A 20227-nucleotide genomic window follows, 5' to 3' on the forward strand; every position below is an offset into this window, starting at 1 on the left:
CGCAGGTGATCTATGCAGGCACGTTCTATCGAAGGTGTGGCGCAGGCCAGACCTAACAAAAATTTTCTGCGGTTGCTGTTGTTGCCGTTGGTGATTCTGGCGGGCATGGGCCTGTCCGTGGAGGCTGGCCTGCTCGGGCCATTGGGCGCGCAGGTCGGGCATTTGTGGGCGACCTTGAGCATCTTCGGCGTCGGCACCGCGATTCTCCTTCTACTGCTGCTGTTCAGCGGCCCGCAGAAGGGCCCGGCGTTCACCGAACTGCCGCGCTGGCAGTTGATTGGCGGACTTTTGGGGCCGATGTACGTGGTGGTGTTGACGCTGGCCACGCCCCATATCGGTATCGCGATGACCATGATTGCGATTTTGTCGGGGCAGGTGGGCAAGAGTGTGTTGATCGACCACTTCGGCTGGTTCGGCACGGCGCGCAAGCGCGTCAATGGCGAGCGCTGGATTGCATTGGCGTTGATTGTGGCGGCGCTGGTTCTGATTGCACGAGGGTAAGACGATGAATCTGATGATGTTACTGGTGGTGGTGATTGCAGCGGGGGCGGTGTTGAGTGTGCAGGCCGCCATCAACGGGCGTCTGGGCCAGGCGGTAGGCGTATTGCGCAGCAGCCTGCTGACCTTTGCCGTCGGCGCGCTCACCACGGCGTTGTTGATATTCTTCTTCGAGCCGGCCCACGCCGTCAGCCTGCTGGATGTGCCGAAATGGCAATTGACCGGCGCCTTGTTCGGCGTGGTGTACATGCTGGTGATGGTCGGCGCGGTGCCTGTGGTTGGCACGGCGGTCGCCACGGTGGCGGTGATTGTCGGGCAATTGGGCATGGGCATGCTGATCGACAACTTTGGCTGGCTGGGCAACCCGGCGATCGAATTGTCGGGCAGCCGCATCGTGGCGATGCTGTGCCTGGCGCTGGCACTGGTGTTCATGTACCGCAGCAATACCCGGGCGGCCGACTGACGGCGCTGAACCTTGGCGCTCTGCGTGGAGTCACTGCTTAAGGTGTGGCGTTCGCTGCACCGGGACGACCATGAAGAAGGAGTCTGACCATGCCAGATAAAACCTGTGCTTGCCCACATTGCAAATGCGTACTGGGTGCCGATGCGATCATGAAGGACGGTAAGGGTTATTGCTGCCAAGGCTGTGCCGAGCACCATGCCCACGGTGAGCCCTGCGCCGCCGCGACCGGCTGTGAGTGCGCCAAGTCGGCCCGCACCTGACGTGATCTACCTGCAGGCTCGGACAACCCGGGCCTGCCGGGTGAGTAAAAACAGTTCGCTTGTCGGCGGCCAGTCTTTACCATGGTCGCCTTTCCCTTGATTGACATATACCCGCCATGGCCCTGGCTGCGCCCCCCGACCTCAGCGATCAAGCCGTCCCAGTGCAGCCCCTGGCACGCACGTACCCGCGTGGGTTGTATGTGGAACCCCATCGCCATGATTGGGGCCAGTTGCTCTATGCGATGAGCGGCGTGATGTGGGTCGAGACGCCCCGTGAAGCCCTGATAGTTGCGCCGCAGCGCGCCGTGTGGTTGCCGCCGGGAGTCGAACACGGCATCCGTGTTGTCTCCGACTTGCAGATGCGCAACATCTACCTGCGCCCGGCGTTGGCGGCGACGCTGGACAGTCAGGTGCAGGTGATTGAGGTGGGCCGGTTATTGCGTGAATTGATCGTGACGTTAGTGGAGCAGGTCGATCACGCCGATGCCGGCTACTACGAGGCGCTCGTTGGCCTGGCCCTGTTGGAGCTGCAACGGGCACGCCGCTCGCAAATCCGTATCGTCATGCCGGTGGCGACTGATCGTCGGCTAAGCAGTGTATGCCGGGCGGTCATGGCTGCGCCGTCCCTGGACATCCCTTTCGAGCAGCACGCCGAAACTGTCGGTGCCAGCGTGCGCACCCTGGCGCGGTTGTTCCAGAACCACCTGGGCATGGGCTTCGCGCAGTGGCGGCGCCAAGTGCAGTTGGCGACGGCGGCGGCGGAACTGATCCAGGGCCGGTCGGTGAGCGGCATTGCTCGTGCCCTGGGGTATTCGCCCAGCAGTTTCAGCGACATGTTCCGCCGTGAATTGGGTGTATCGCCTTCGCAGTACACGGGTTGGCCGAAATCCTGAAGCACTTGGCCGATGCCGAAGCCAGTCGCACCTTAAGCTGAGCCCATCAATCAACCGGGCGTAGTCACCATGAACTATCTGATTTCCTTGGCCATCGGCCTGTTTGTCGGCGTGATCTACGGCGCGCTGGGCTTCCGTTCGCCCGCACCGCCGGCCATTGCTCTGGTGGGGCTGATGGGCATGCTGCTCGGCGAACAGTTGTGGCCCATGGGGCGGCAGTTGGTCAGCGGTTGGTTGTCCTGAGCCTTTTCTTCTTCGACGGATGCCTTTAATGAAAGCACTACAATTTAGCGCCAGTGGCGACCTCGCCGACCTGCGCCTGGTCGATGTTGCCATGCCCGTACCGTCTGCCGATGAAGTGCTGGTCCAGGTCAAAGCCGCCGGTCTGAACCCCAGCGATGTGAAAAACGTACTCGGCCGGTTTCCCTACACCACGCTGCCGCGCATTCCCGGGCGCGATTTTGCCGGGGTGGTGGTCGAAGGTCCGCCAGCCTTGCTCGGTCAGGAAGTCTGGGGCACCGGTCGCGACCTGGGCTTTTTTGCTGACGGCTCCCATGCCCAATACCTTCGGGTATTGGCCACAGGCGTGGCGCCCAAGCCCGGTCACTTGAGCTTCACCCAGGCCGCGGGCCTTGGCGTGCCGTATACCACGGCCTGGGATGCGCTGGAACGCAGTGGTGTGGGCAAGGGCACGCGGTTGCTGGTGATCGGCGCCAATGGTGCCGTTGGCAGCGCGGCGTTGGCACTGGCGAAGCTTCGTGGTGCGCAGGTGCTGGCAGCGGTGCGTCGCCCTGATCAGGTGGATGTCTTACAGGCGCAAGGCGTGGAGGCGATTGCCCTGGGCCAACCGCAGGAACTGGGCGTACAAGTGCACGCCGTGTTCAAGGGCGGCGCCGAGGTGATCTTCGATACCAGCGGTTTCTGGCTGCCCGCAGCAGTGGCGGGGTTGGCGCCTTTCGGCCGTATCGCAATCATTGCCGCACCGGTTGACGGCCACGTGCAACTGCCGGCTCTGGCGCTGTATCGCAAGGGGGGGACGGTGGTAGGCGTCAATTCGTTGCTCTATAGCTGTGAGCAATGTGCGGTGATGTTAGGGGCGTTCGGGCGGTTCTTTGATGAGGGGTTGTTGCCGTTGCCCACCGGCCTGCGCGAAGTGGCGTTGGCTGATGGAGTTGAGTGTTATGAGCAAGTGAACAGCGGCAGCCCGGACAAATTCATCCTGCTGCCGTGACATCGTCGCAAATGTGGGAGGGGGTAAGCCCCTCCCACTTCAGATCTTTACTCGACCTCGGGTACGCCTTTTTCCCACGCCGACCACTGATTCACAATCGCCTGTACCAGCGGATTGCCCGTGCGGTACAGGTTTTCCAGTGCCGGTACAAAGCCGCCCTGGTCCGCATACTTGAGCAAGTTGTCGACCTCGCTGTAACCCGGATAAGGCCGGTCAAAATCGGAGCCTGCGCGCACCACGGCCAGGCGCTGGATATCCACCAGGCCCTCACGGCTGGCGCGCAGCAGGGCTTCATAAGTGGAGTTGTCCTCCTGCTGGGTGGTGCAGTATTCGCCTTTATTGTCGGTGAGCAACTTGGTCCAGACTTCGGCGCGTTCGCTCAGGCGGGTGCCGGAAAACCAGGTATTGCCCGCCAGCGTGTCGCAGCGCGTGACTTGCGGCGGCTGGTTGGCCGGGGCGTCGGGATAGTGCTTGCGCCAGGCGGCGGATTCTTTGCTTTCGGTCAGCTCCACCTTGTGCGACAAGGCAAACGCCTTGGCTTGCAGCTTTGGGTTGAGCTCGAATACTTCGGTCTTGTAGTCCAGCGGTGGCTTTTCGTTGGGCCCCTTGGTGTTGATGCCGATATAACCGGTCGGCCAGTCCTTGGGCGCATCCCGTGAATCCAGCTCCCACTGGGTGCCGAACTCCACCAGGTAATGGGCCCAGGCGGCGGTGCCGATGGTGCCGTGCTTGGGGCTGATACCGGCGATACCGGCGATCAGGAAATAGCTCTGGCGCAGGTCGAATTTGGGCGACAAGGCCAGGGCCAGGGTCGACGCAGCGGCGTTGGTCTGGCCCATGCCGGTTACCAGCAGGCATACGTCCTGGGTGTTGCAGCGAATCACCGGGTACTCGGCAGACAGCCCTGGCACGCGTACTTCCTGCTTGAGTTCCAGGCGGTCGATCCAGGTTTGCGCCTCGGGGGCGAACATGGTGATCAACATCACCTTGGGCTTGATCGGTGCGGGGTTATCCGCCAGCACTACGTGGGGCAGCAGGGCGAGGCCGACGGCCAGCGAGATACGAGTCAGTGCGTTCATGTACAGCTCCTTGATCAGAATTGGTAACCCACGCCGGCGTAGTAACCCCAGCCATCAGAGCGGGCGCGGAAGTTGCCTTCGCCGAAATTCAACTCGCTGCCGTCTTCCCAGTTGCCACCGTTGTGAAAGTAGCGACCCACCAGGGTAAAGCGCAGGTGGGTGAACGCGTACAGCAACACGTTGGTAGCCACCAGGGAATTGGCGGTGCGCGCCGGGTTGTCCTTGTGCAGGTCCGAGCCGAAGTCGTAGTTGGTAAAGCCGATATAGGTCAGCGAAGCACCGTTGTCGAACTTGCCGATGGGCACGATGTACTTCATCTGCGCGCGGTAGCCATCCCAGGAATATTCATTGCTGGCGCCGTAGTTTTCCCACTGGTAGCGGCCATAAAAGTTGGCCGACAGGTTGACCCGCGAGTGGGTGTCGATATCGGTGCCCAGGCCGCTGTACAGGGTATTGGCGCGGTTTTCCTTATGGCTGCCGTGATCGTAGATCCAGTCAAAGGCCACATACCACTCCTTGAACGGGCCGATCGCCAGGCTGCGCCCTGCGAGGTAGTCGATGGAGATCCGCGGTTCATGCTCCATGAATACCGGCGAGCCATGGTCCCATACACCTTTGTCATTACTGTTACCGATGGTGAGGATCTTCGGCACGTCGATATAGCCGTACAGCTCAAAGGGCCCCTTGCGCCCGAAGTACTCGTACTCCAGGTAGACGTCATCCTGGGGCTTGGGGCCGAAGCTGATGTCTTTGCTGCCGATCAGCGTCAGGTCCTGGTTGAACCACTCCGACAGGTAAACGCCTTTTTTCGCCGGTGGGCTGGCCTCAGGGCTAAGGGTTTCGCCCTGGGCTGAATCATCGACGGGCTTTTGCTGCGCCAAAATGGGGCCACTGAGTACTCCCGTAACGGCGGCCAGTAGCAGGGAAACACCAAGGCAAGCACGAGGCTTAGAGGTGGGATGCATTGAAAGTCCTTATTCGTACGCGGTTTAACCCGATTCGTCGGGTAGGGCTGAACTTGGCTGCCAAGTTCGTTCCGCAAACGTTTGCACAGGCTGTACCAACTTGTGCCAATGGCTTGAACTGTTTGGAAAAAATGCGAATTAGCCGACGCTTTGGTCAGAAAACCAGCGGGTTACATGTCATCCTGTGCACACCCACTGGAGCACCCATATGTTCGATCACTATCTGCGCGCCTGGAGCTTGAGTGCCGATGGCGAGCCTATCGTTACGCCTGGCAGTCACCTTTTGCCGGTGCGCTGGCAAGGCATGGCGGCGATGTTGAAAATTGCCCATACCTCGGAAGAAAAGCTTGGCGGTCGTTTGTTGAGTTGGTGGGCAGGCGACGGCGCGGCGCAGGTGTTTGCCCATGACCACACCGCAGTATTGATGGAGCGCGCCACTGGGCCAGGTTCCTTGATGCGCATGGCCCTCAATGGCCAGGACGACGAAGCCAGCCAGATCGCCTGCGCTACCGTGGCCCGACTGCATGCGCCCCGCGCATCGCCGCCCGAGGGTTTGCTTGGGCTGGATGAATGGTTCAATGCCTTGTGGAACGCCGCCGAGCGCGAAGGTGGCGTGCTACGCGATTGCGCGGCGATGGCCCGTACCTTGTTGGCGGCGCAACAGGATAGGGTGGTGCTGCACGGAGATATCCATCACAACAATATTCTCGACTTCGGCCCTCGGGGCTGGCTGGCGATTGATCCAAAACGGGTGGTGGGTGAGCGCGGCTACGATTACGTCAACCTGATCTGCAATCCGGATTTGCCTACTGCTAGCGACCCGCAGCGTTTCAGCCGCCAGGTCGAGGTGATTACGCAGGCGGCGGGGCTGTCGCGCACGCGTCTGCTGCAATGGGTGGTGGCTCACGCTGGGCTGTCCGCCGCCTGGTTTCTGGAAGATCAGGAACGCGAACGCGCCGAGGCTGAGTTGCGGGTGGCTTGCCTGGCGCAACAGGCACTGGGTCAATAGGTGAGCTTGGCGCGTGGTGGTTGATTGGCGATGGAGTTGAATAAATGCAATGCAGTCTGCCGCCGGTATTCGCTCGGCGTCTGATGCATTTCGATGCGAAAATGGCGGTTGAAATTGGACAGGTTGGCGTAGCCCACTTCAAAGCAGATATCCGCCACCGACATCTGGCTTTGCAACAACAACCGGCAGGCACGTTGCACGCGGAACTTGCGCATCAGGTCGATAAAACCGTGGCCGGTGTTGCGCTTGAAAAAACGCGAGAAGCCCGGCTCGCTCATCTCCAATTGCCGCGCAATGTCCGATAGGCGCACGTCGCCGGTCAGTTCGCGCATCAGGTAATCGAAGGCTTTGTTGATGCGATCGGCGCTGCGTGCATCCAGGGTGGGTGCGTAGTACGGGCTGGCCAGGGTCTTGGCCTGTGTGGGCGAGGCGTTCTTCAGGGTGTCGAGCAGCTGCAGGAACAGGGTCAGGCGTTGCAGGCCATGGGCGCTGCCGATGGCCTCCATCAGCCGTGCCGCACTTGTTGCTGCTTCGCCGCAGAATTCAAGGCCGCATCGCGCCCGTTCAAACAACGGTTGTAGATCGCCGAGCTCAGGCAGGGTGGTGCGCAGGGCGAGGAGGGCGGCGCCGTCGAACTGCAGCACCACGTCTCGGCCGCTCAGGTATTCGCCCGGCGCCAGGTCGCCGATCCAGTCGTGGGGCAGGTCAGGGCCGATCAACGCGACATGACCGGCGCCAAACGCACCAATATAGTCGCCCGCCACCAGCTTGCCGCTGCCCTGGCGGATCAGGTGAATCTCGAACTCGGGATGATGGTTCCAGCGCGCCAGTTCATAGGGATAGTCATGTTCGAACCAGCGAAAACCATGCTCCGGTTCGGGCAGGATCACTTCAAGCTCCGCAGGGCGGTGCTCGAACAGGCTGGTGCAGCTGATGGGCATGGTGCTGCCTCTTGTGGTTGTGCAATGGACTCAAAATACGCGCACCGGCAATCAGTGTGCTACCCCGATTTTGCGTTGCACTGGTACTTTTTTGATCCTGGGCTTGAGGTCAAAAAAGTATCAGCCGCACAGTCGCCAGTCGTTTGTAAGGGCCAGGCCGAGCTGCTGTAATCGAGGCACGCCCACAAAAACAACAGGTGCAATGTGCCGGCGACCCGAACTCATTTTTACAGGACACCGCGATGAAACGACTCGAAGGTAAAAGCGCGTTGATCACCGGATCGGCGCGGGGTATCGGCCGAGCGTTTGCCCAGGCCTATATTGCTGAAGGCGCTACCGTTGCCATTGCCGACATCAATCTGCAACGCGCCCAGGCCACCGCTGCCGAATTGGGCCCCCAGGCTTATGCCGTGGCGATGGACGTCACCGATCAAGCTTGCATCGACGCCGCCATCGCCGCGGTCGTGGCCCATGCCGGCAAGCTGGATATCCTGATCAACAATGCTGCGCTGTTCGACCTGGCACCTATTGTCGACATTACCCGCGACAGCTTTGAGCGGCTGTTCTCGATCAACGTCGCCGGCACCCTGTTCACGCTACAAGCCGCGGCGCGGCAGATGATCAGCCAGGGCCATGGCGGCAAGATCATCAACATGGCCAGCCAGGCCGGACGGCGGGGTGAGCCGTTGGTAGCCGTCTATTGTGCGACCAAGGCGGCGGTGATCAGCCTGACGCAATCGGCGGGGTTGAACCTGATCAAGCAGGGCATCAACGTCAATGCCATCGCCCCGGGCGTAGTGGACGGCGAGCACTGGGACGCCGTTGATGCGCTGTTTGCCAGGCATGAGGGGCTGGCACCTGGCGAGAAGAAAAAGCGGGTAGGGGATGAGGTACCGTTCGGGCGCATGGGCTCGGCGCAAGATCTGACCGGAATGGCGATCTTCCTGGCGTCGAAGGAAGCCGATTATGTGGTGGCCCAGACCTACAACGTGGATGGCGGCAACTGGATGAACTGAAGCCTCGCACCGTTAAAAACATGGGAGGGTCGGTGCGACGATTCGACTTGTACCCATGGCGGTGTTGCCAGCCATCTATAAAGTGACTGACACTCCGTCACCTGGGGCCTGCCACCGGAGAATCACCATGACCCTTGCGAAAACCGCCATCGCCTCATTCGACGTCGACGCGCAGAAAAGCTTCACGCCTTTGTGCCCCAACGAATTGCCGGTGGTCGGAGGCGACCGCATTGGCGCCGAACTCAACTACATGGCCAGCCTCGCCGGTCATCGCATCGGCAGCAAGGACGCCCACACCCCGCACGCCCCTTGGGTGGTCGCGCAGCACAGCCAGATGTTGCAGCCCACTGGCCTTGCCCACGCCGATGTCACCTGGGTCAGCCACTGCGTGCCGGGTACCGAAGGCTTCACGTTGCTCGACGAACTGCCAGCGCCTTATGACTATGACTACTTCATCTGGAAGGGCGTCGAACCCGACCTGCACCCTTATGGCGCCTGCTACCACGACCTGCACGACAAACTGTCCACCGGCGTCATCGAGTACCTCAAGGCCCGAGGGGTGGTGCGTGTGATCGTCGGCGGCCTGGCTTTGGACTACTGCGTCAAGACCACTGCGTTGCAGTTGCTCCAGGCCGGATTGCAAGTGGTCTTGCACCTGCCGGCGTGCCGCAGCATCAGCGAGGAGGGGGGTGTACAGGCGGTCAATGAGTTGCTCAAGGCGGGTGCTGTCATCAGTAGCACCCGTGATGAGCTGGCCGCGATTGCGCAGCGCTCAAGCCTCAACGCTCAATCGAGCGACTCCACCGCGCATTCCATTCCGGCCTCGCCTGGTTAACCTGGTCCCAATCAATTGAAATCGCCGTCTGCAAGTAACCCTGCATGGCTTCCACCCGTGCCCGGGTCTTTTCGGTGGTGGGCGTCGTCGGGTTCGACGGAATCTGGTCGCCGTCCTCCAGCGCCGGCGCCTGGGCCTCAGCGGTCAGCAAGAACGCCGCGAGTTTCTGCGCCAGTTCCGGCTGGTCATTGCGGGCGATCACGCACTCGGCCACGTTGAGAACCACCGCGCCTTCCTTGGGCTGCGCATATTCCATGGGTATGCCCAACAGCTTCTGCGTGGCGACCTGGGTCGGCGTCAGGGGGAAGAGTGCGGCTTCGTCGGTTTGCACCATCTCGGAGATTTTCGCGGAGCTGGCGATGTATTCCAGTACGTTGGGGCCGACGCTGGTAGGCCAGGCTTTGAAGCCCGGTTCTACATTGGTTTCATCGCCACCCTGGATGCGGTTGAACATCAGGAAACCGTGCAGGCCAAAGGTGGAGGAGGCCAGGGACTGGAACACCACTTTGTCCTTGAAACGCGGGTCGGCCAGGTCCATCCACGAGGTGGGCGCGGACCAGCCCTTGTCCTTGAACATCTTGGCGTTGTAACCCAGGCCGGTGACGCCCAGTGTTACGGCCACGGCTTCGTCCTTGATTCTGGCCTTGGCCGGGATCTGCTCCAGGGTCGGGCTTGGCGTGAGCTTGTCGCACAGACCCATGGAGATCGCGCGGTACATGATGCCGTCGTCGAGGAACATGACGTGCATCTGCGGGTTGGCCTTGTTGGCCTGGACCTTGGCAAGGATGTCCGAGGAGGTGCCGGGTACGATCACCACCTTGACGTTGTTGGCTTTCTCGAAGGCGGGCAGCACCTTGTCGGCGTACACCCGTTCCATGGTACCGCCGTTCATGCCCAGGTACAGCGTGGGGGCGGCATGGGCGGTGCCGGTGAGCAAGGCGAGGGACAAGCAGGATAAAGCGATGCGTGAGTACATGGATGTTTTTCCTCTCAGGCTTGGAAACGACGGATGGAAAACGCTTCGATGGGCTGGCGGCTGGCCCCTGCGCAGACAATCTCTGCCAGGGCTTCGCCGACTGCGGGGCCGAGCTGGAACCCGGCCCCGGCGAAGCCGAAACCGTGGAGCAGGCCAGGTTGGGTGCTGCTGGGGCCGATCACCGGTTCGTGATCGGGCAAGTAACCTTCGGTGCCGCTCCAGGTCCGTATCGCCTGGGCACCCTTGAGAAATGGATAGAGTTCGCTGGCATTGCGCAGAATTTCCAGCAGCGCGGCCTGACCTGGCCTGGCTTGCTGTGGGCCGAGGGCAAAGCCGCGACCGCCGCCGAGGATGCAGTTGCCCCTGGCGACTTGCCGCGCATAGACCCCTCCGCCCTCGACACCCGTACTGACAGTCATCACCACCGGCAGTGGTTCGGTGACCAGCATCGCCGGGTGCGCCGAGGTAATCGGTACTGGCTCGTCAAACTGTGCAGCGACACTGCCGGCCCAGGCACCGGCGCAGTTGAGCAGCCAGGGGGCTTGCAGATGCAAGCCATTGGCACAGTGCACCTGGAACTGTTGGCTGTTGTGCTCGATGCGGATCACTTCGGCTTGCTCGTACACCTCGGCGCCGTGGCGTAGGGCGGCACGGGCGAAGGCCGGGGCCACTAGTCGCGGGTTGGCATGTCCGTCTTCCGGGCACAAGGAGGCACCCACTGCCACGTCGCCCACCCAGGGGAAACGCCCGCGCAACTCAGTGCGATCCAACAGCTGCAAGCCCAGGTCGAAGCCACGGGTTTTTTCGGCATACGCATGCAGCGCAGCAAAATCTGCCGGGCTGCGCGCCAGCTTCAAATGCCCGCAGCGCACGTACTCGCCACTAATGCCAATCAAGCCTGGCAAGTCGGCCCACAGTTGATGGGCGCGCTGGGACAACGGTAACTGATGCAAGGGCCGGCCCTGGCGGCGCACGCCGCCATAATTGACGCCGCTGGAGTGCGAGCCACAAAAATCCCGTTCCACCAGCGCCACCCGCTGGCCTTTTCGCGCGAGTGTCAAAGCTGCCGAAGCGCCGACAATCCCGCCGCCCAGGACGATGACGTCGATCATGGTTGCCCCTCCACGCCAAACGGCAGCGGCTTGATCGGCGCTTGGCCCCGCAGGCGTCCGACTTGTTCGATGCCACGCCCGCTGCGCTGGGCGACAATTTCCGCCGTCGCCAACCCGCACATCCGTCCCTGACAGCGGCCCATGCCAATGCGGCAATGGGCTTTGACCCGATTTATTTCCCAGTGACCCTCATCCACTACTGCCCGCACTTCACCGACGCTGACCTCTTCGCAGCGGCACAGAATCAGTTCGTCGGGGGCTTGCACAGCCCATTGTTCGGGGAAAGGGAACGCGGTTTCCAGGCCCTGACGAAAGCCCTGGATCCTCGCCAACTGCTTCTGCAGCGTATCCTGGCGGTGCTGATCGACCGTAATGCCGGCATCCTCCAGCAGCGCCAACGCCGCACATTCGCCAGCCATCTGCGCCGCATCCGCGCCCATGATCCCTGCGCCATCGCCAGCCAGATACACCGCCTCGACGCTGCTGCGCCCAGCGCAGTCCCGCTGCGGCAACCAGGCGCGGTTGAGATTATTCCAGGCAAAGTCACAGCCGAGTAAATCCGCTAGCTGCGTTTCGCTGCGCAGGGCATGCGCGAAGGCCACCGCATCGCATTCCAGTGTCTGTTCGCCCCAGCGAATGCCGTGGACCCGTTGCTCTCCATCGATCTGCGACAGCGTTGCGCCCTGATGCACGGCAATCCCATGGGCCGCCAGCCAAGCACGGTAATACAAACCCTTTGCCAGGGTCGCCGGTTGCCTGAGCAACGCCGGTAATGCGCGACATTGGGCACTGAACGGCGCACTGTCGAGCACGGCCAACACCTTGGCGCCCGCCTGGGCATATTGATAAGCGACGAGATAGAGCAGTGGCCCGGAACCACAAAACACTACGCGTTCGCCAATTGCGCAGCCCTGGTACTTCAAGGCGATTTGCGCCGCGCCCAGGCTGTAGACGCCCGGCAAGGTCCAGCCCGGCACCGGCAGGATACGGTCGGTGGCGCCGGTGGCGACAATGATGCGCGAATACTCAACGCTGTCGATGCGACCACTGGTGAGCAGGTCGAGACGGTTGTCCTCGGCGTTCCATACCAGGGTTTGCGGCCGGTAGTCGATCAACGGTGCAAGCTCGTCCATGATGCGATGCACGGTCTGCGCCTTGCTCGCTTCAAAGCCGTAGAGTTGTTTGGCCGAGCGCTGGAAGTTTGCCGGTTGGCGCCGATATATCTGCCCGCCGCCGCGCAGGTTCTCATCGATCAAGCAGGGTTTTATGCCGTGATCGAGCAGCGTACGTGCGGCAGCGATGCCCGCTGGGCCTGCGCCTACAATTGCCACGGGCTTCATGGCTGCCGTCCTGGATCGCGGCTGATCGCGTGACCTTCTTCGAGCAACGTCGAGCAGGCCCGTACGCGTCGCCCATCGGCAAGCCGTACCCAACAATCCTGGCACGCCCCCATCAGGCAAAAACCGGCGCGGCGTTCGGCGCTGAAATCGCTGCCGCGCAGATGGTCGGCGCAGGTCAGCATGGCAGTCAGCAAGGTATCGCCGAGCAGCCCGGTGGCCGGCTGCCCATCAAGGGTGAACGCCAGGGCTGGGCGCTGGGTTTCGGTCAGTCGCTTGAACAGCGCCATCAGTGTTTCCCCACCAGTACACGGTCCAGGCCGTAGACCCGATCGAGCAGAATCATGGTCGCTGCGGTGAGTGCAATCACCAGCGCCGATACCGCCGCCATCATTGGATCGATGGACTCAGTGGCATACACGTACATGCGCACCGGCAGGGTTTGTGTGGCCGGTGAACTGACGAAGATCGACAGGGTCACCTCATCGAAACTGTTGATGAACGCCAGCAACCAACCACCGGCCACCCCAGGCAAAATCATCGGCAAGGTGATTTGCCGGAACAACGTAAAGCGCCCGGCTCCGAGGGATTCGGCGGCCTGCTCGGCACTGCGATCAATCCCGATCGCTGCCGCCAGCACCAGGCGCAGTACATAGGGAGTGATGATCACCACGTGTGCCAGCATCAGCCAGGTAAAGCTGCCATTAACGCCCATCAACGCAAACAGGCGCAGCATCGCCACGCCCAGCACCAGGTGCGGGATGATGATTGGCGACAGAAACAGTGCACTGAAAAAGTTGCGCCCGGGGAACGTATAGCGACTGATCGCCAAGGCCGCCGGTACCGCGATCAAGGTCGCCAGGGACGCGGCGGTAAACGCCAGGATCAGGCTGTTATAGAAGGCCTGGATGAAGTCGGCGCGCTCGAATACGGCGCGAAACCAGCGCAGGGAAAAGCCCGATGTGGGCAGGCTCAAGGTGTTTTCCGGGGTGAACGCCACCAGGCACACCACCACCAGCGGCGCCATCATGAACAGCACCACCAAACCATGGAAACCGAGGGCCAAAGGACCGTTTCTGGACATGCGCTTAAACCCCCAGGGACTTTTTATAGCGGCCTTCGACCATGCGGTTCCAGCTCAGCATGATCAGTAGATTGACCAACAGCAGCACCACCGCAATGGTCGCGCCCATGGGCCAGTTGAGTTCCGAGAGGTATTGGTCATACACCACAGTGGCGACCATTTTCAGACGCCGCCCGCCCAGCAACCCTGGGATTGCGAACGAACTGGCGGCCAGGCCGAACACGATCAAGGTGCCGGACAGCACGCCGGGCATCACTTGCGGCAACACGATCTTGCGCATCACCGTGGCCTGGCTTGCGCCCAGAGACAGCGCTGCTTGTTCCGCCGAGGGGTCGAGCTTTTGCAGGGAGGTCCATACCGGGATGATCATGAACGGCAGCATCACGTGCACGAGCGCGATGATCACGGCGAACGGCGTATACAGCAGCTTCACCGGGCGCCCGCCGACGGCCTGGATCACCTGGTTGACCAGGCCATCGGCGCCGAGCAGCAAGCTCCAGCCAAACGCGCGTACCACCACGGAAATCAGAAGCGGTGTGAGGATCAGGATCAGGAAGACCGACCGCCACGGCGTACCCATGCGGCTGAGGATGTACGCCTCCGGTACCCCGATCACCACGCACAGCAACGTTACCAGCGCACTGATCCAGAAGGTGCGCCAGAAGATCTCGTAGAAATAGGCATCGCTCAACAATGCCAGGTAGTGGGCCAGGGTCCACTGATCGGCCTTTACACCCACCTGGTAATCGAACACGTTGAAGGACAGTACCAGCGTCAAGGCCAATGGCAGGATCAGTAACCCGCCAAACAGCACCAATGCCGGCAACGAGAGCAGGTAGCCGCGATTCATGGGTGCACCTCATCGGCCGCCAGTACCCGTAGCAAATCCGCTTGCCATTGCAGGCCCACTGCCGCGCCGTTGCAAAGCGGTGCGCTGCCATCGTTGCCGCGCACCACGGTAATTTCGCCAAGGGGGGTATGGATGCGATACAACCATTGGCTGCCGAAAAAGTAGCGGTCGAGCACCTGGCCTTGCACGCGGCCTGAACCTGCTTGTACCAATTGGATCTTTTCCGGACGCAGGCTCAGGGTCAGTTGGCCAGCGCCGCCCTGGTGACGCACTTGGGGGACACCGAGCGCGTCGTAGTCGCCGGCCAGCAGGTTGGCCTTGCCGACAAAGTCAGAGATGAAGCGCGTGCGCGGGTGTTCATAGAGTTTGTATGGCGCGTCGATCTGGGTCACGCGCCCGGCCTGCATCACGACCACGCGATCGCTGATGGAGAGCGCTTCGGCCTGGTCGTGGGTGACCATTAAGGTGGTGATGCCCACCGCACATTGAATGCGGCGGATCTCGAACTGCATCTCTTCACGCAGGTTGGCGTCAAGGTTGGACAACGGTTCATCCAACAGCAGAACCGGTGGCTCGATCACCAATGCACGGGCCAGCGCGACGCGTTGGCGTTGGCCGCCGGAGAGTTCCCGAGGGTAGCGTTCGGCATGGGGGGCCAGACGCACCAGTTCGAGTACGGTCTTGACGAGGCTTGCGATCTCGGTGGCCGGTACCTTGCGCATCTTCAAGCCGAAGGCGACGTTGTCGCGCACGCTCATATGGGGAAACAGCGCATAACTTTGGAACACCACGCCCAGGCCACGACTGGCAGGCTTGGCACGGGTGATGTCGCGACCATCGAGCAGGATCTGGCCGCTGCTCACCTCGACAAAGCCGGCGATCATTTGCAGGGTGGTGGTCTTGCCGCAGCCCGAAGGACCAAGCAGGGAAACGAATTCGCCTTTTTCCACCGCGAGGTCGGTGGCAACTACTGCATCAACGGCGCCGTAGCGTTTACTCAAGGCGTTGAGTTGGAGAAATGCCATGTCTGCGATCCACCTTTTATTCCGCCGCGCCGAAGCGCGTTTTTTTGTTTTGGGCAGATGCGAAAAGAGTGTTGCCGGTGCGTTGACGCTCGATCTTGAGTCGGCTGCCAGTTGTTGTTCGTTTCGCCCCTGTGGACGCAGATTAGAGCGAAGACTAGGATGGGCGGAAGATGGAATTTCATTCAGCGGACTACTATTTTAAGATTTATTCACTGAGCAGAATTTATGTTGATATCGAGTGATATGGATTCCATTCAGCGGAATAGCAACGGCAAGGAAGTCGGTGCTGGTGGCGTATCCCGCGTGTTTGCCTTACTACGTGCTCTGGGTGAAGTGCCCGAGGGAGGCGAACGTGTCACCCAGCTCGCCCAACGCGTTGGCCTCTCCCAGCCCACCACTCACCGCTTGCTACGCAGCCTGATGGATGAAGGCATGGTCGAGCAGGATGCGCGCAGTAAACGCTATCGCCTGAGCCTGGAGTTCTTTGCGTTGGCCGCCAATGCCGGCAAGACTGGCAACCTGCGCGATCTGGTGCGCCCAAGCCTGTTGCGCCTGAGTGCATCGTTGGGAGATTCGCTGTTCCTGCTGGCTCGCAGCGGCTTCGACGCCATTTGCCTGGACCGCAGCGAAGGCCCGTACCCGATTCGTACCTTCACCGGTGATATCGGCGGGCGCGTAGCCCTGGGGGTAGGGCAGGGCAGCCTGGCAATTCTGGCCTTTCTGCCGCAGGAAGAGCGCGAGACGGTCATCCGCTACAACCTGCCACGGCTCAAGGATTTTCATTTGTATGACGAAGTGCTGCTGCGCTCCGAAGTTGAGAACGTTCGCAATTTGGGCTACGCGGCACGCAACACCGGGGTGCTGGAAGGTATGGCGGGGTTGGCAGTGCCGATCCTCAACCGCGAGGGGCATGCGGTCGCAGCGTTGAGTGTGGCGACCATCAGTGACCGCCTGGGGCCAAGCCGATTGCCGATGGTGGTGGAATTGCTCAAGCGCGAAGCTGCAGCAATCGGGCCACGCATCAACCCGTTCGACCCTACGTTGCGCAGGCCGTCGCAGACGTTTGGTGGATGAGTGATCTTTGCTAAAGCGCATTAGCATTGGATCCACTTACGGTATAACCCTGCGACGCTTTCGTTATTCGAGGTCCCATTTTTCATGCTGACCCCTTTGCAACGCCCGCTGTGGCAGATCTATCTGATCTTTCTGGCACCGATGGTGCTGTCCAATTTTCTGCAAAGCTTTTCCGGCACCCTCAACGGTATCTATGTCGGGCAAATGCTCGGCACCCAGGCTTTGGCGGCGGTGTCGGGGATGTTCCCCATCGTGTTTTTCTTCATCGCCCTGGTGATCGGCCTGGGGGCGGGCGCCTCGGTGTTGATCGGCCAGGCGTGGGGTGCCCGGGAGACGGGCATGGTCAAGGCGATTACTGGCGCCACTCTGGCCTTGGGCGCACTGGTGGGCCTGATTGCTGCGGTGCTCGGCAGCCTGTTTGCACGGCCGGCGCTGCAGGCATTGGGCACGCCGCTGGATGTGCTCGACGATGCGGTGGGCTATGCCCAGATGATGATGTTGATCATGCCGCTGTTACTGGTGTTCATCCTCTATACCCAATTGCTGCGTGGGGTGAGCGATACGATTTCGCCGTTGCTGGCGTTAATGGTTTCGACCCTGGTGGGCTTGCTGCTGACGCCAGCGCTGATTCGCGGCTGGATCGGCCTGCCGCCCCTGGGCATCCAGAGTGCGGTGTACGCAGGTTTGGTGGGTAATGCGTTGGCCATGCTGTTTCTGGTCCTGCGCCTGCGGCATAAAAACCATGTGATGGCACCGGATCGCGAGCTGCTCGCGGCTTTACGCCTGGACCGCGTCATCCTCGGTAAAGTGCTGCGCATCGGCCTGCCGACAGGCTTGCAGATGGTGGTGTTGTCGTTGTCGGAATTGGTCATCCTGGCCCTGGTCAATAGCCACGGCTCCCAGGCCACGGCGGCTTATGGCGCAGTGACGCAGATCGTCAACTACGTGCAGTTCCCGGCGCTGTCGATTGCCATCACCGCCTCGATCCTCGGTGCCCAGGCGATCGGCGCCGGGCGTCTGGAGCGCATCGGGCCGATCCTGCGCACGGGGTTGGTGATCAACCTGTGCCTGACCGGTGGCCTGATTGTGCTCGGTTATGGGTTGTCGCACTGGTTGCTGGGGCTGTTCATCACTGACGACAGCGCCCGGATCAGAGCCGAACACCTGCTGCACATCATGCTCTGGAGCATCCTGGTGTTCGGCTTCCAGGCGGTGATCGGCGGCATCATGCGCGCCAGCGGCGTGGTGCTGATGCCGGTGGCGATCTCGATTTTCTGCGTGCTCTGCGTGGAGCTGCCGATGGCTTATCTGTTCAACGCACACTTCGGGTTGGAGGGGGTGTGGATGGCGTTCCCGGTGACCTACCTAGCGATGCTGGTATTGCAGACCGCGTATTACCGGCTGGTATGGCGGCATAAGCAGATCAAGCGGTTGGTTTGAGGCTAAGCCCGCGCAATAACACCTCCAGGCCTTGCAAGCCTTCCTCCAGCCGCGCGCCCGGGTGTGCATCCCGGGCGATCCACAACGCCGTGTTGACCAGGCTGCCGTTGATCAACTGCGCCAGTGCCTGGCTGGGTGCCGGCGCGACCCATCCGGCTTGCATCAGGGCTTCCAGGAGTTGGCGCAACGACTCAACACAGTGATGTTGTGAGCCGGTATCCCCCAGCACCGCTGGCGCATCCTGCAACACAATGCGCTGGATTTCCGGATCCTGGGCCATGCGCAGATAAGCTCGGCAGCGTTCGCAAAACCCGCTCCACACCTCTGTGGCCTGCGCGCTGATGCGTTGCAAGCGCTCGTCCATCTCGCTGTCGAGCTGGGCGACTACGGCTGCCAGCAAGCCTTTTTTGTCACCAAAGTGATGGTACAACGCACCGCGCGTCAGCCCGGCTTGAGCGGTAAAGTCATCCATCGAGGTATGGGCATAGCCTTGGGTGGCGAATGCCCGGCGCGCACTTGCGATCAGGCGGGCGCGAGTCTCTTCGATCATTTCGGCACGGGCTCGGCTCATGGAAGTCTCATCGGTTGGTGATTGACATACGGTGCGTATGCGAAGCATGATCCCTCACATACGCACCGTATGTATTCTGCCCGGATCGCTTCAGATAGCAAGGCCGCGGCTTGAGCAAGAGGTTACGCAGGATGGCAAACCCTTACGCCGAATTATTCCAGGTCCCAGGCGCCCGAGCCTTTGTGCTCGCAGGCATGTTGGCGCGTATGCCAATCTCGATGACCGGTATCGGCCTGATCACTATGCTCGCCCAAGTCCATGGCGGTTATGGGCTGGCGGGGTCGGTGGCGGCGGTGTTTGCCCTGGCCACGGCGTTTTGTGCGCCGCAAGTGTCGCGTTGCGTGGACCGCTACGGCCAGGGCAAGGTCCTGCCGATAGCTGCACTGATCGGCGGCGGGGCGCTATTGATGTTGTTGCTGTGTACGCGTTTGCAGGCACCAAGCTGGACGCTGTTCCTGTTTGCTGCGCTGGCCGGCTGCATGCCCAATATGTCCGCCATGGTGCGGGCGCGCTGGACCGAGTTGTACCGCGGCCAGCCCAGGCTGCAAACCGCGTTTGCTCTGGAGTCGGTGCTGGATGAGGTGTGCTTTATTATCGGCCCACCCATTTCTGTGGGCCTGAGCGTGGTGCTGTTCCCTGAAGCCGGCCCTTTGGTGGCGGCGTTGTTGCTGGCGGTAGGCGTCACCACCTTTGTATTGCAGCGGCAAACCGAGCCACCCATACACGAGCACCACGGCGCGCATGGCCGCTGGCTGATCGCTTCCCCTGCGGTTTTGATCCTGATGACCTTGCTGCTGGCCATGGGCGTGATCGTTGGCGTGGTGGACGTGGTCAGTGTGGCGTTCGCCCAGCATCAGGGCCAGCCGGCGGCGGCGAGTATTGTGCTGTCGGTGTACGCCATCGGTTCGTGCCTGGCCGGATTGGCCTTCGGGGCCCTCAAGCTCAAGGCGCCGTTGCCGCGTCAGTTCCTGTTCTGCGGCGTGGCCACGGCGTTGACTACCTTGCCCTTGTTGTTGGTGAGCAACATCCCCGCCCTGGCCGTCGCCATATTTATCTCCGGCCTGTTCTTTGCGCCCACCTTGATCGTGTCGATGGCCATGGTCGAGCAGATCGTTGCGCCCAGCCGCCTCACCGAAGGCATGACCTGGCTGATCACCGGGTTGAGCATCGGCGTTGCTATCGGCGCCGCCAGTTCTGGTTGGATGATCGATCATTTCGGTGCGACCAGTGGATTCTGGGTGGCGCTGGCGGCGGGGGCGGTGGTGTTGTGCTCGGCTGCATTGGGTTACCGGCGTTTAGGATGAAGGGGCTACGGAGCACTCCCGGTCAAGAAAATCATTTACGGCTGCGCTGTGTTCAACCGAGCCTCTATAGCCTTTGTGTTGCAGTTGGCGATTCATTGTGCGGATTTTCCTCACTTAAACGGCTGGATAACTTGGCCTCGGCAAGCCTGAATCTTACGCATCGCTGAAAATATCGGCCGCGCACGCTTTTTTTTCGTAGGACGTTTCCCGCCAGCCCGCATTCCCCGCGGATAACGGCCGCCTATCCCCCCGCTAATTTTTCCC

Annotated in this window: 23 protein-coding genes; 12 read left to right on the top strand and 11 right to left on the bottom strand. The window is 61.4% G+C overall.

Annotation, left to right across the window (positions count from 1 at the left end):
- Positions 1–12 precede the first annotated feature (12 nt).
- From IH404_RS12295 to IH404_RS12320, 6 genes are all read left to right on the top strand, one after another.
- A complete protein-coding gene (locus IH404_RS12295) occupies positions 13–501 on the top strand; it encodes a DMT family transporter (RefSeq protein ID WP_194440523.1) in 489 nt (162 codons plus the stop codon).
- 4 nt (positions 502–505) lie between these two features.
- On the top strand, positions 506–961 hold the full coding sequence (locus IH404_RS12300) for a DMT family transporter (protein WP_005787594.1): 456 nt from the start codon (positions 506–508) through the stop codon (positions 959–961).
- A gap of 89 nt (positions 962–1050) precedes the next feature.
- Complete coding sequence (locus IH404_RS12305) at positions 1051–1221, top strand: metallothionein (protein WP_032803483.1); 171 nt, start codon at positions 1051–1053, stop codon at positions 1219–1221.
- A 116-nt stretch (positions 1222–1337) separates the two neighbouring features.
- Positions 1338–2114 (top strand): helix-turn-helix transcriptional regulator, encoded by a 777-nt coding sequence (locus IH404_RS12310; protein ID WP_005787596.1) that lies wholly within the window; start codon positions 1338–1340, stop codon positions 2112–2114.
- 69 nt (positions 2115–2183) lie between these two features.
- Positions 2184–2357: a DUF1427 family protein gene (locus IH404_RS12315; RefSeq protein ID WP_005787598.1), complete on the top strand. Its 174-nt coding sequence runs from the start codon at positions 2184–2186 to the stop codon at positions 2355–2357.
- Positions 2358–2385: 28 nt separating this feature from the next.
- Positions 2386–3345 (top strand): zinc-binding alcohol dehydrogenase family protein, encoded by a 960-nt coding sequence (locus IH404_RS12320; protein ID WP_005787600.1) that lies wholly within the window; start codon positions 2386–2388, stop codon positions 3343–3345.
- Positions 3346–3392: 47 nt separating this feature from the next.
- Here the strand turns inward: IH404_RS12320 and IH404_RS12325 are convergent, their stop codons facing one another.
- Together IH404_RS12325 and IH404_RS12330 are read right to left on the bottom strand one after the other, a co-directional pair.
- A complete protein-coding gene (locus tag IH404_RS12325; RefSeq protein ID WP_005787602.1) occupies positions 3393–4424 on the bottom strand; it encodes a purine nucleoside permease in 1032 nt (343 codons plus the stop codon).
- 14 nt (positions 4425–4438) lie between these two features.
- Positions 4439–5389, bottom strand: a complete 951-nt coding sequence (locus tag IH404_RS12330; RefSeq protein WP_005787604.1) for a nucleoside-specific channel-forming protein Tsx — start codon at positions 5387–5389, stop codon at positions 4439–4441.
- Positions 5390–5597: 208 nt separating this feature from the next.
- Between IH404_RS12330 and IH404_RS12335 the strand changes: the two genes are divergently transcribed.
- A complete protein-coding gene (locus IH404_RS12335) occupies positions 5598–6398 on the top strand; it encodes an aminoglycoside phosphotransferase family protein (RefSeq protein ID WP_005787606.1) in 801 nt (266 codons plus the stop codon).
- On the opposite strand, the gene IH404_RS12340 is transcribed toward IH404_RS12335, so the two are convergent.
- Positions 6392–7339, bottom strand: coding sequence for an AraC family transcriptional regulator (locus tag IH404_RS12340; protein ID WP_194440524.1), 948 nt, complete (start codon positions 7337–7339; stop codon positions 6392–6394). The two genes, IH404_RS12335 and IH404_RS12340, sit on opposite strands and share 7 nt — an antisense overlap.
- A gap of 242 nt (positions 7340–7581) precedes the next feature.
- Here IH404_RS12340 and IH404_RS12345 point away from each other — a divergent pair, with 242 nt between their 5' ends.
- Together IH404_RS12345 and IH404_RS12350 are read left to right on the top strand one after the other, a co-directional pair.
- Positions 7582–8355: an L-iditol 2-dehydrogenase gene (locus tag IH404_RS12345; protein ID WP_194440525.1), complete on the top strand. Its 774-nt coding sequence runs from the start codon at positions 7582–7584 to the stop codon at positions 8353–8355.
- A 127-nt stretch (positions 8356–8482) separates the two neighbouring features.
- Entirely contained in the window at positions 8483–9190 is a 708-nt protein-coding gene (locus IH404_RS12350) for an isochorismatase family protein (RefSeq protein ID WP_232289421.1), read from the top strand.
- Here IH404_RS12350 and IH404_RS12355 read toward each other — a convergent pair.
- The 7 genes from IH404_RS12355 to IH404_RS12385 are packed head-to-tail and all read right to left on the bottom strand — an operon-like array spanning position 9135 to position 15574.
- Positions 9135–10166, bottom strand: coding sequence for an ABC transporter substrate-binding protein (locus IH404_RS12355; RefSeq protein ID WP_194440526.1), 1032 nt, complete (start codon positions 10164–10166; stop codon positions 9135–9137). The genes IH404_RS12350 and IH404_RS12355 overlap by 56 nt on opposite strands.
- A gap of 14 nt (positions 10167–10180) precedes the next feature.
- Positions 10181–11278 carry an FAD-dependent oxidoreductase gene (locus IH404_RS12360; protein ID WP_194440527.1) on the bottom strand — a complete coding sequence of 366 codons (1098 nt, stop codon included), beginning with the start codon at positions 11276–11278 and terminating at the stop codon, positions 10181–10183.
- On the bottom strand, positions 11275–12618 hold the full coding sequence (locus tag IH404_RS12365) for an NAD(P)/FAD-dependent oxidoreductase (protein WP_005787616.1): 1344 nt from the start codon (positions 12616–12618) through the stop codon (positions 11275–11277). Before IH404_RS12365 ends, IH404_RS12360 begins: the two co-directional genes overlap by 4 nt.
- Positions 12615–12905, bottom strand: a complete 291-nt coding sequence (locus IH404_RS12370; protein ID WP_005787618.1) for a (2Fe-2S)-binding protein — start codon at positions 12903–12905, stop codon at positions 12615–12617. The genes IH404_RS12365 and IH404_RS12370 overlap by 4 nt, the downstream gene beginning before the upstream one ends.
- On the bottom strand, positions 12905–13699 hold the full coding sequence (locus tag IH404_RS12375; protein WP_005787620.1) for an ABC transporter permease: 795 nt from the start codon (positions 13697–13699) through the stop codon (positions 12905–12907). The genes IH404_RS12370 and IH404_RS12375 overlap by 1 nt, the downstream gene beginning before the upstream one ends.
- Positions 13700–13703: 4 nt before the next feature.
- Complete coding sequence (locus IH404_RS12380; protein WP_194440528.1) at positions 13704–14549, bottom strand: ABC transporter permease; 846 nt, start codon at positions 14547–14549, stop codon at positions 13704–13706.
- Positions 14546–15574, bottom strand: coding sequence for an ABC transporter ATP-binding protein (locus tag IH404_RS12385; protein ID WP_005787624.1), 1029 nt, complete (start codon positions 15572–15574; stop codon positions 14546–14548). Before IH404_RS12385 ends, IH404_RS12380 begins: the two co-directional genes overlap by 4 nt.
- Before the next feature lie 243 nt (positions 15575–15817).
- Here IH404_RS12385 and IH404_RS12390 point away from each other — a divergent pair, with 243 nt between their 5' ends.
- Both IH404_RS12390 and IH404_RS12395 read left to right on the top strand, forming a co-directional pair.
- Positions 15818–16648, top strand: a complete 831-nt coding sequence (locus tag IH404_RS12390) for an IclR family transcriptional regulator (RefSeq protein ID WP_005787625.1) — start codon at positions 15818–15820, stop codon at positions 16646–16648.
- Between the two features lie 84 nt (positions 16649–16732).
- Positions 16733–18088, top strand: a complete 1356-nt coding sequence (locus IH404_RS12395) for an MATE family efflux transporter (protein WP_005787627.1) — start codon at positions 16733–16735, stop codon at positions 18086–18088.
- On the opposite strand, the gene IH404_RS12400 is transcribed toward IH404_RS12395, so the two are convergent.
- Positions 18072–18659 (bottom strand): TetR/AcrR family transcriptional regulator, encoded by a 588-nt coding sequence (locus IH404_RS12400; RefSeq protein WP_005787628.1) that lies wholly within the window; start codon positions 18657–18659, stop codon positions 18072–18074. The two genes, IH404_RS12395 and IH404_RS12400, sit on opposite strands and share 17 nt — an antisense overlap.
- A gap of 131 nt (positions 18660–18790) precedes the next feature.
- Between IH404_RS12400 and IH404_RS12405 the strand changes: the two genes are divergently transcribed.
- On the top strand, positions 18791–19963 hold the full coding sequence (locus tag IH404_RS12405) for an MFS transporter (protein ID WP_194440529.1): 1173 nt from the start codon (positions 18791–18793) through the stop codon (positions 19961–19963).
- Positions 19964–20227 lie beyond the last annotated feature (264 nt).

The organism is Pseudomonas sp. OST1909 (genome assembly GCF_015277575.1).
Lineage (GTDB): Bacteria > Pseudomonadota > Gammaproteobacteria > Pseudomonadales > Pseudomonadaceae > Aquipseudomonas > Aquipseudomonas synxantha_A.

Bases quoted from the DNA above. Each gene is read 5' to 3' on its own strand.
- IH404_RS12295 (WP_194440523.1), top strand. From the start codon at position 13: ATGCAGGCACGTTCTATCGAAGGTGTGGCGCAGGCCAGACCTAACAAA.
- IH404_RS12300 (WP_005787594.1), top strand. From the start codon at position 506: ATGAATCTGATGATGTTACTGGTGGTGGTGATTGCAGCGGGGGCGGTG.
- IH404_RS12305 (WP_032803483.1), top strand. From the start codon at position 1,051: ATGCCAGATAAAACCTGTGCTTGCCCACATTGCAAATGCGTACTGGGT.
- IH404_RS12310 (WP_005787596.1), top strand. From the start codon at position 1,338: ATGGCCCTGGCTGCGCCCCCCGACCTCAGCGATCAAGCCGTCCCAGTG.
- IH404_RS12315 (WP_005787598.1), top strand. From the start codon at position 2,184: ATGAACTATCTGATTTCCTTGGCCATCGGCCTGTTTGTCGGCGTGATC.
- IH404_RS12320 (WP_005787600.1), top strand. From the start codon at position 2,386: ATGAAAGCACTACAATTTAGCGCCAGTGGCGACCTCGCCGACCTGCGC.
- IH404_RS12325 (WP_005787602.1), bottom strand. From the start codon at position 4,424: ATGAACGCACTGACTCGTATCTCGCTGGCCGTCGGCCTCGCCCTGCTG.
- IH404_RS12330 (WP_005787604.1), bottom strand. From the start codon at position 5,389: ATGCATCCCACCTCTAAGCCTCGTGCTTGCCTTGGTGTTTCCCTGCTA.
- IH404_RS12335 (WP_005787606.1), top strand. From the start codon at position 5,598: ATGTTCGATCACTATCTGCGCGCCTGGAGCTTGAGTGCCGATGGCGAG.
- IH404_RS12340 (WP_194440524.1), bottom strand. From the start codon at position 7,339: ATGCCCATCAGCTGCACCAGCCTGTTCGAGCACCGCCCTGCGGAGCTT.
- IH404_RS12345 (WP_194440525.1), top strand. From the start codon at position 7,582: ATGAAACGACTCGAAGGTAAAAGCGCGTTGATCACCGGATCGGCGCGG.
- IH404_RS12350 (WP_232289421.1), top strand. From the start codon at position 8,483: ATGACCCTTGCGAAAACCGCCATCGCCTCATTCGACGTCGACGCGCAG.
- IH404_RS12355 (WP_194440526.1), bottom strand. From the start codon at position 10,166: ATGTACTCACGCATCGCTTTATCCTGCTTGTCCCTCGCCTTGCTCACC.
- IH404_RS12360 (WP_194440527.1), bottom strand. From the start codon at position 11,278: ATGATCGACGTCATCGTCCTGGGCGGCGGGATTGTCGGCGCTTCGGCA.
- IH404_RS12365 (WP_005787616.1), bottom strand. From the start codon at position 12,618: ATGAAGCCCGTGGCAATTGTAGGCGCAGGCCCAGCGGGCATCGCTGCC.
- IH404_RS12370 (WP_005787618.1), bottom strand. From the start codon at position 12,905: ATGGCGCTGTTCAAGCGACTGACCGAAACCCAGCGCCCAGCCCTGGCG.
- IH404_RS12375 (WP_005787620.1), bottom strand. From the start codon at position 13,699: ATGTCCAGAAACGGTCCTTTGGCCCTCGGTTTCCATGGTTTGGTGGTG.
- IH404_RS12380 (WP_194440528.1), bottom strand. From the start codon at position 14,549: ATGAATCGCGGCTACCTGCTCTCGTTGCCGGCATTGGTGCTGTTTGGC.
- IH404_RS12385 (WP_005787624.1), bottom strand. From the start codon at position 15,574: ATGGCATTTCTCCAACTCAACGCCTTGAGTAAACGCTACGGCGCCGTT.
- IH404_RS12390 (WP_005787625.1), top strand. From the start codon at position 15,818: ATGGATTCCATTCAGCGGAATAGCAACGGCAAGGAAGTCGGTGCTGGT.
- IH404_RS12395 (WP_005787627.1), top strand. From the start codon at position 16,733: ATGCTGACCCCTTTGCAACGCCCGCTGTGGCAGATCTATCTGATCTTT.
- IH404_RS12400 (WP_005787628.1), bottom strand. From the start codon at position 18,659: ATGAGCCGAGCCCGTGCCGAAATGATCGAAGAGACTCGCGCCCGCCTG.
- IH404_RS12405 (WP_194440529.1), top strand. From the start codon at position 18,791: ATGGCAAACCCTTACGCCGAATTATTCCAGGTCCCAGGCGCCCGAGCC.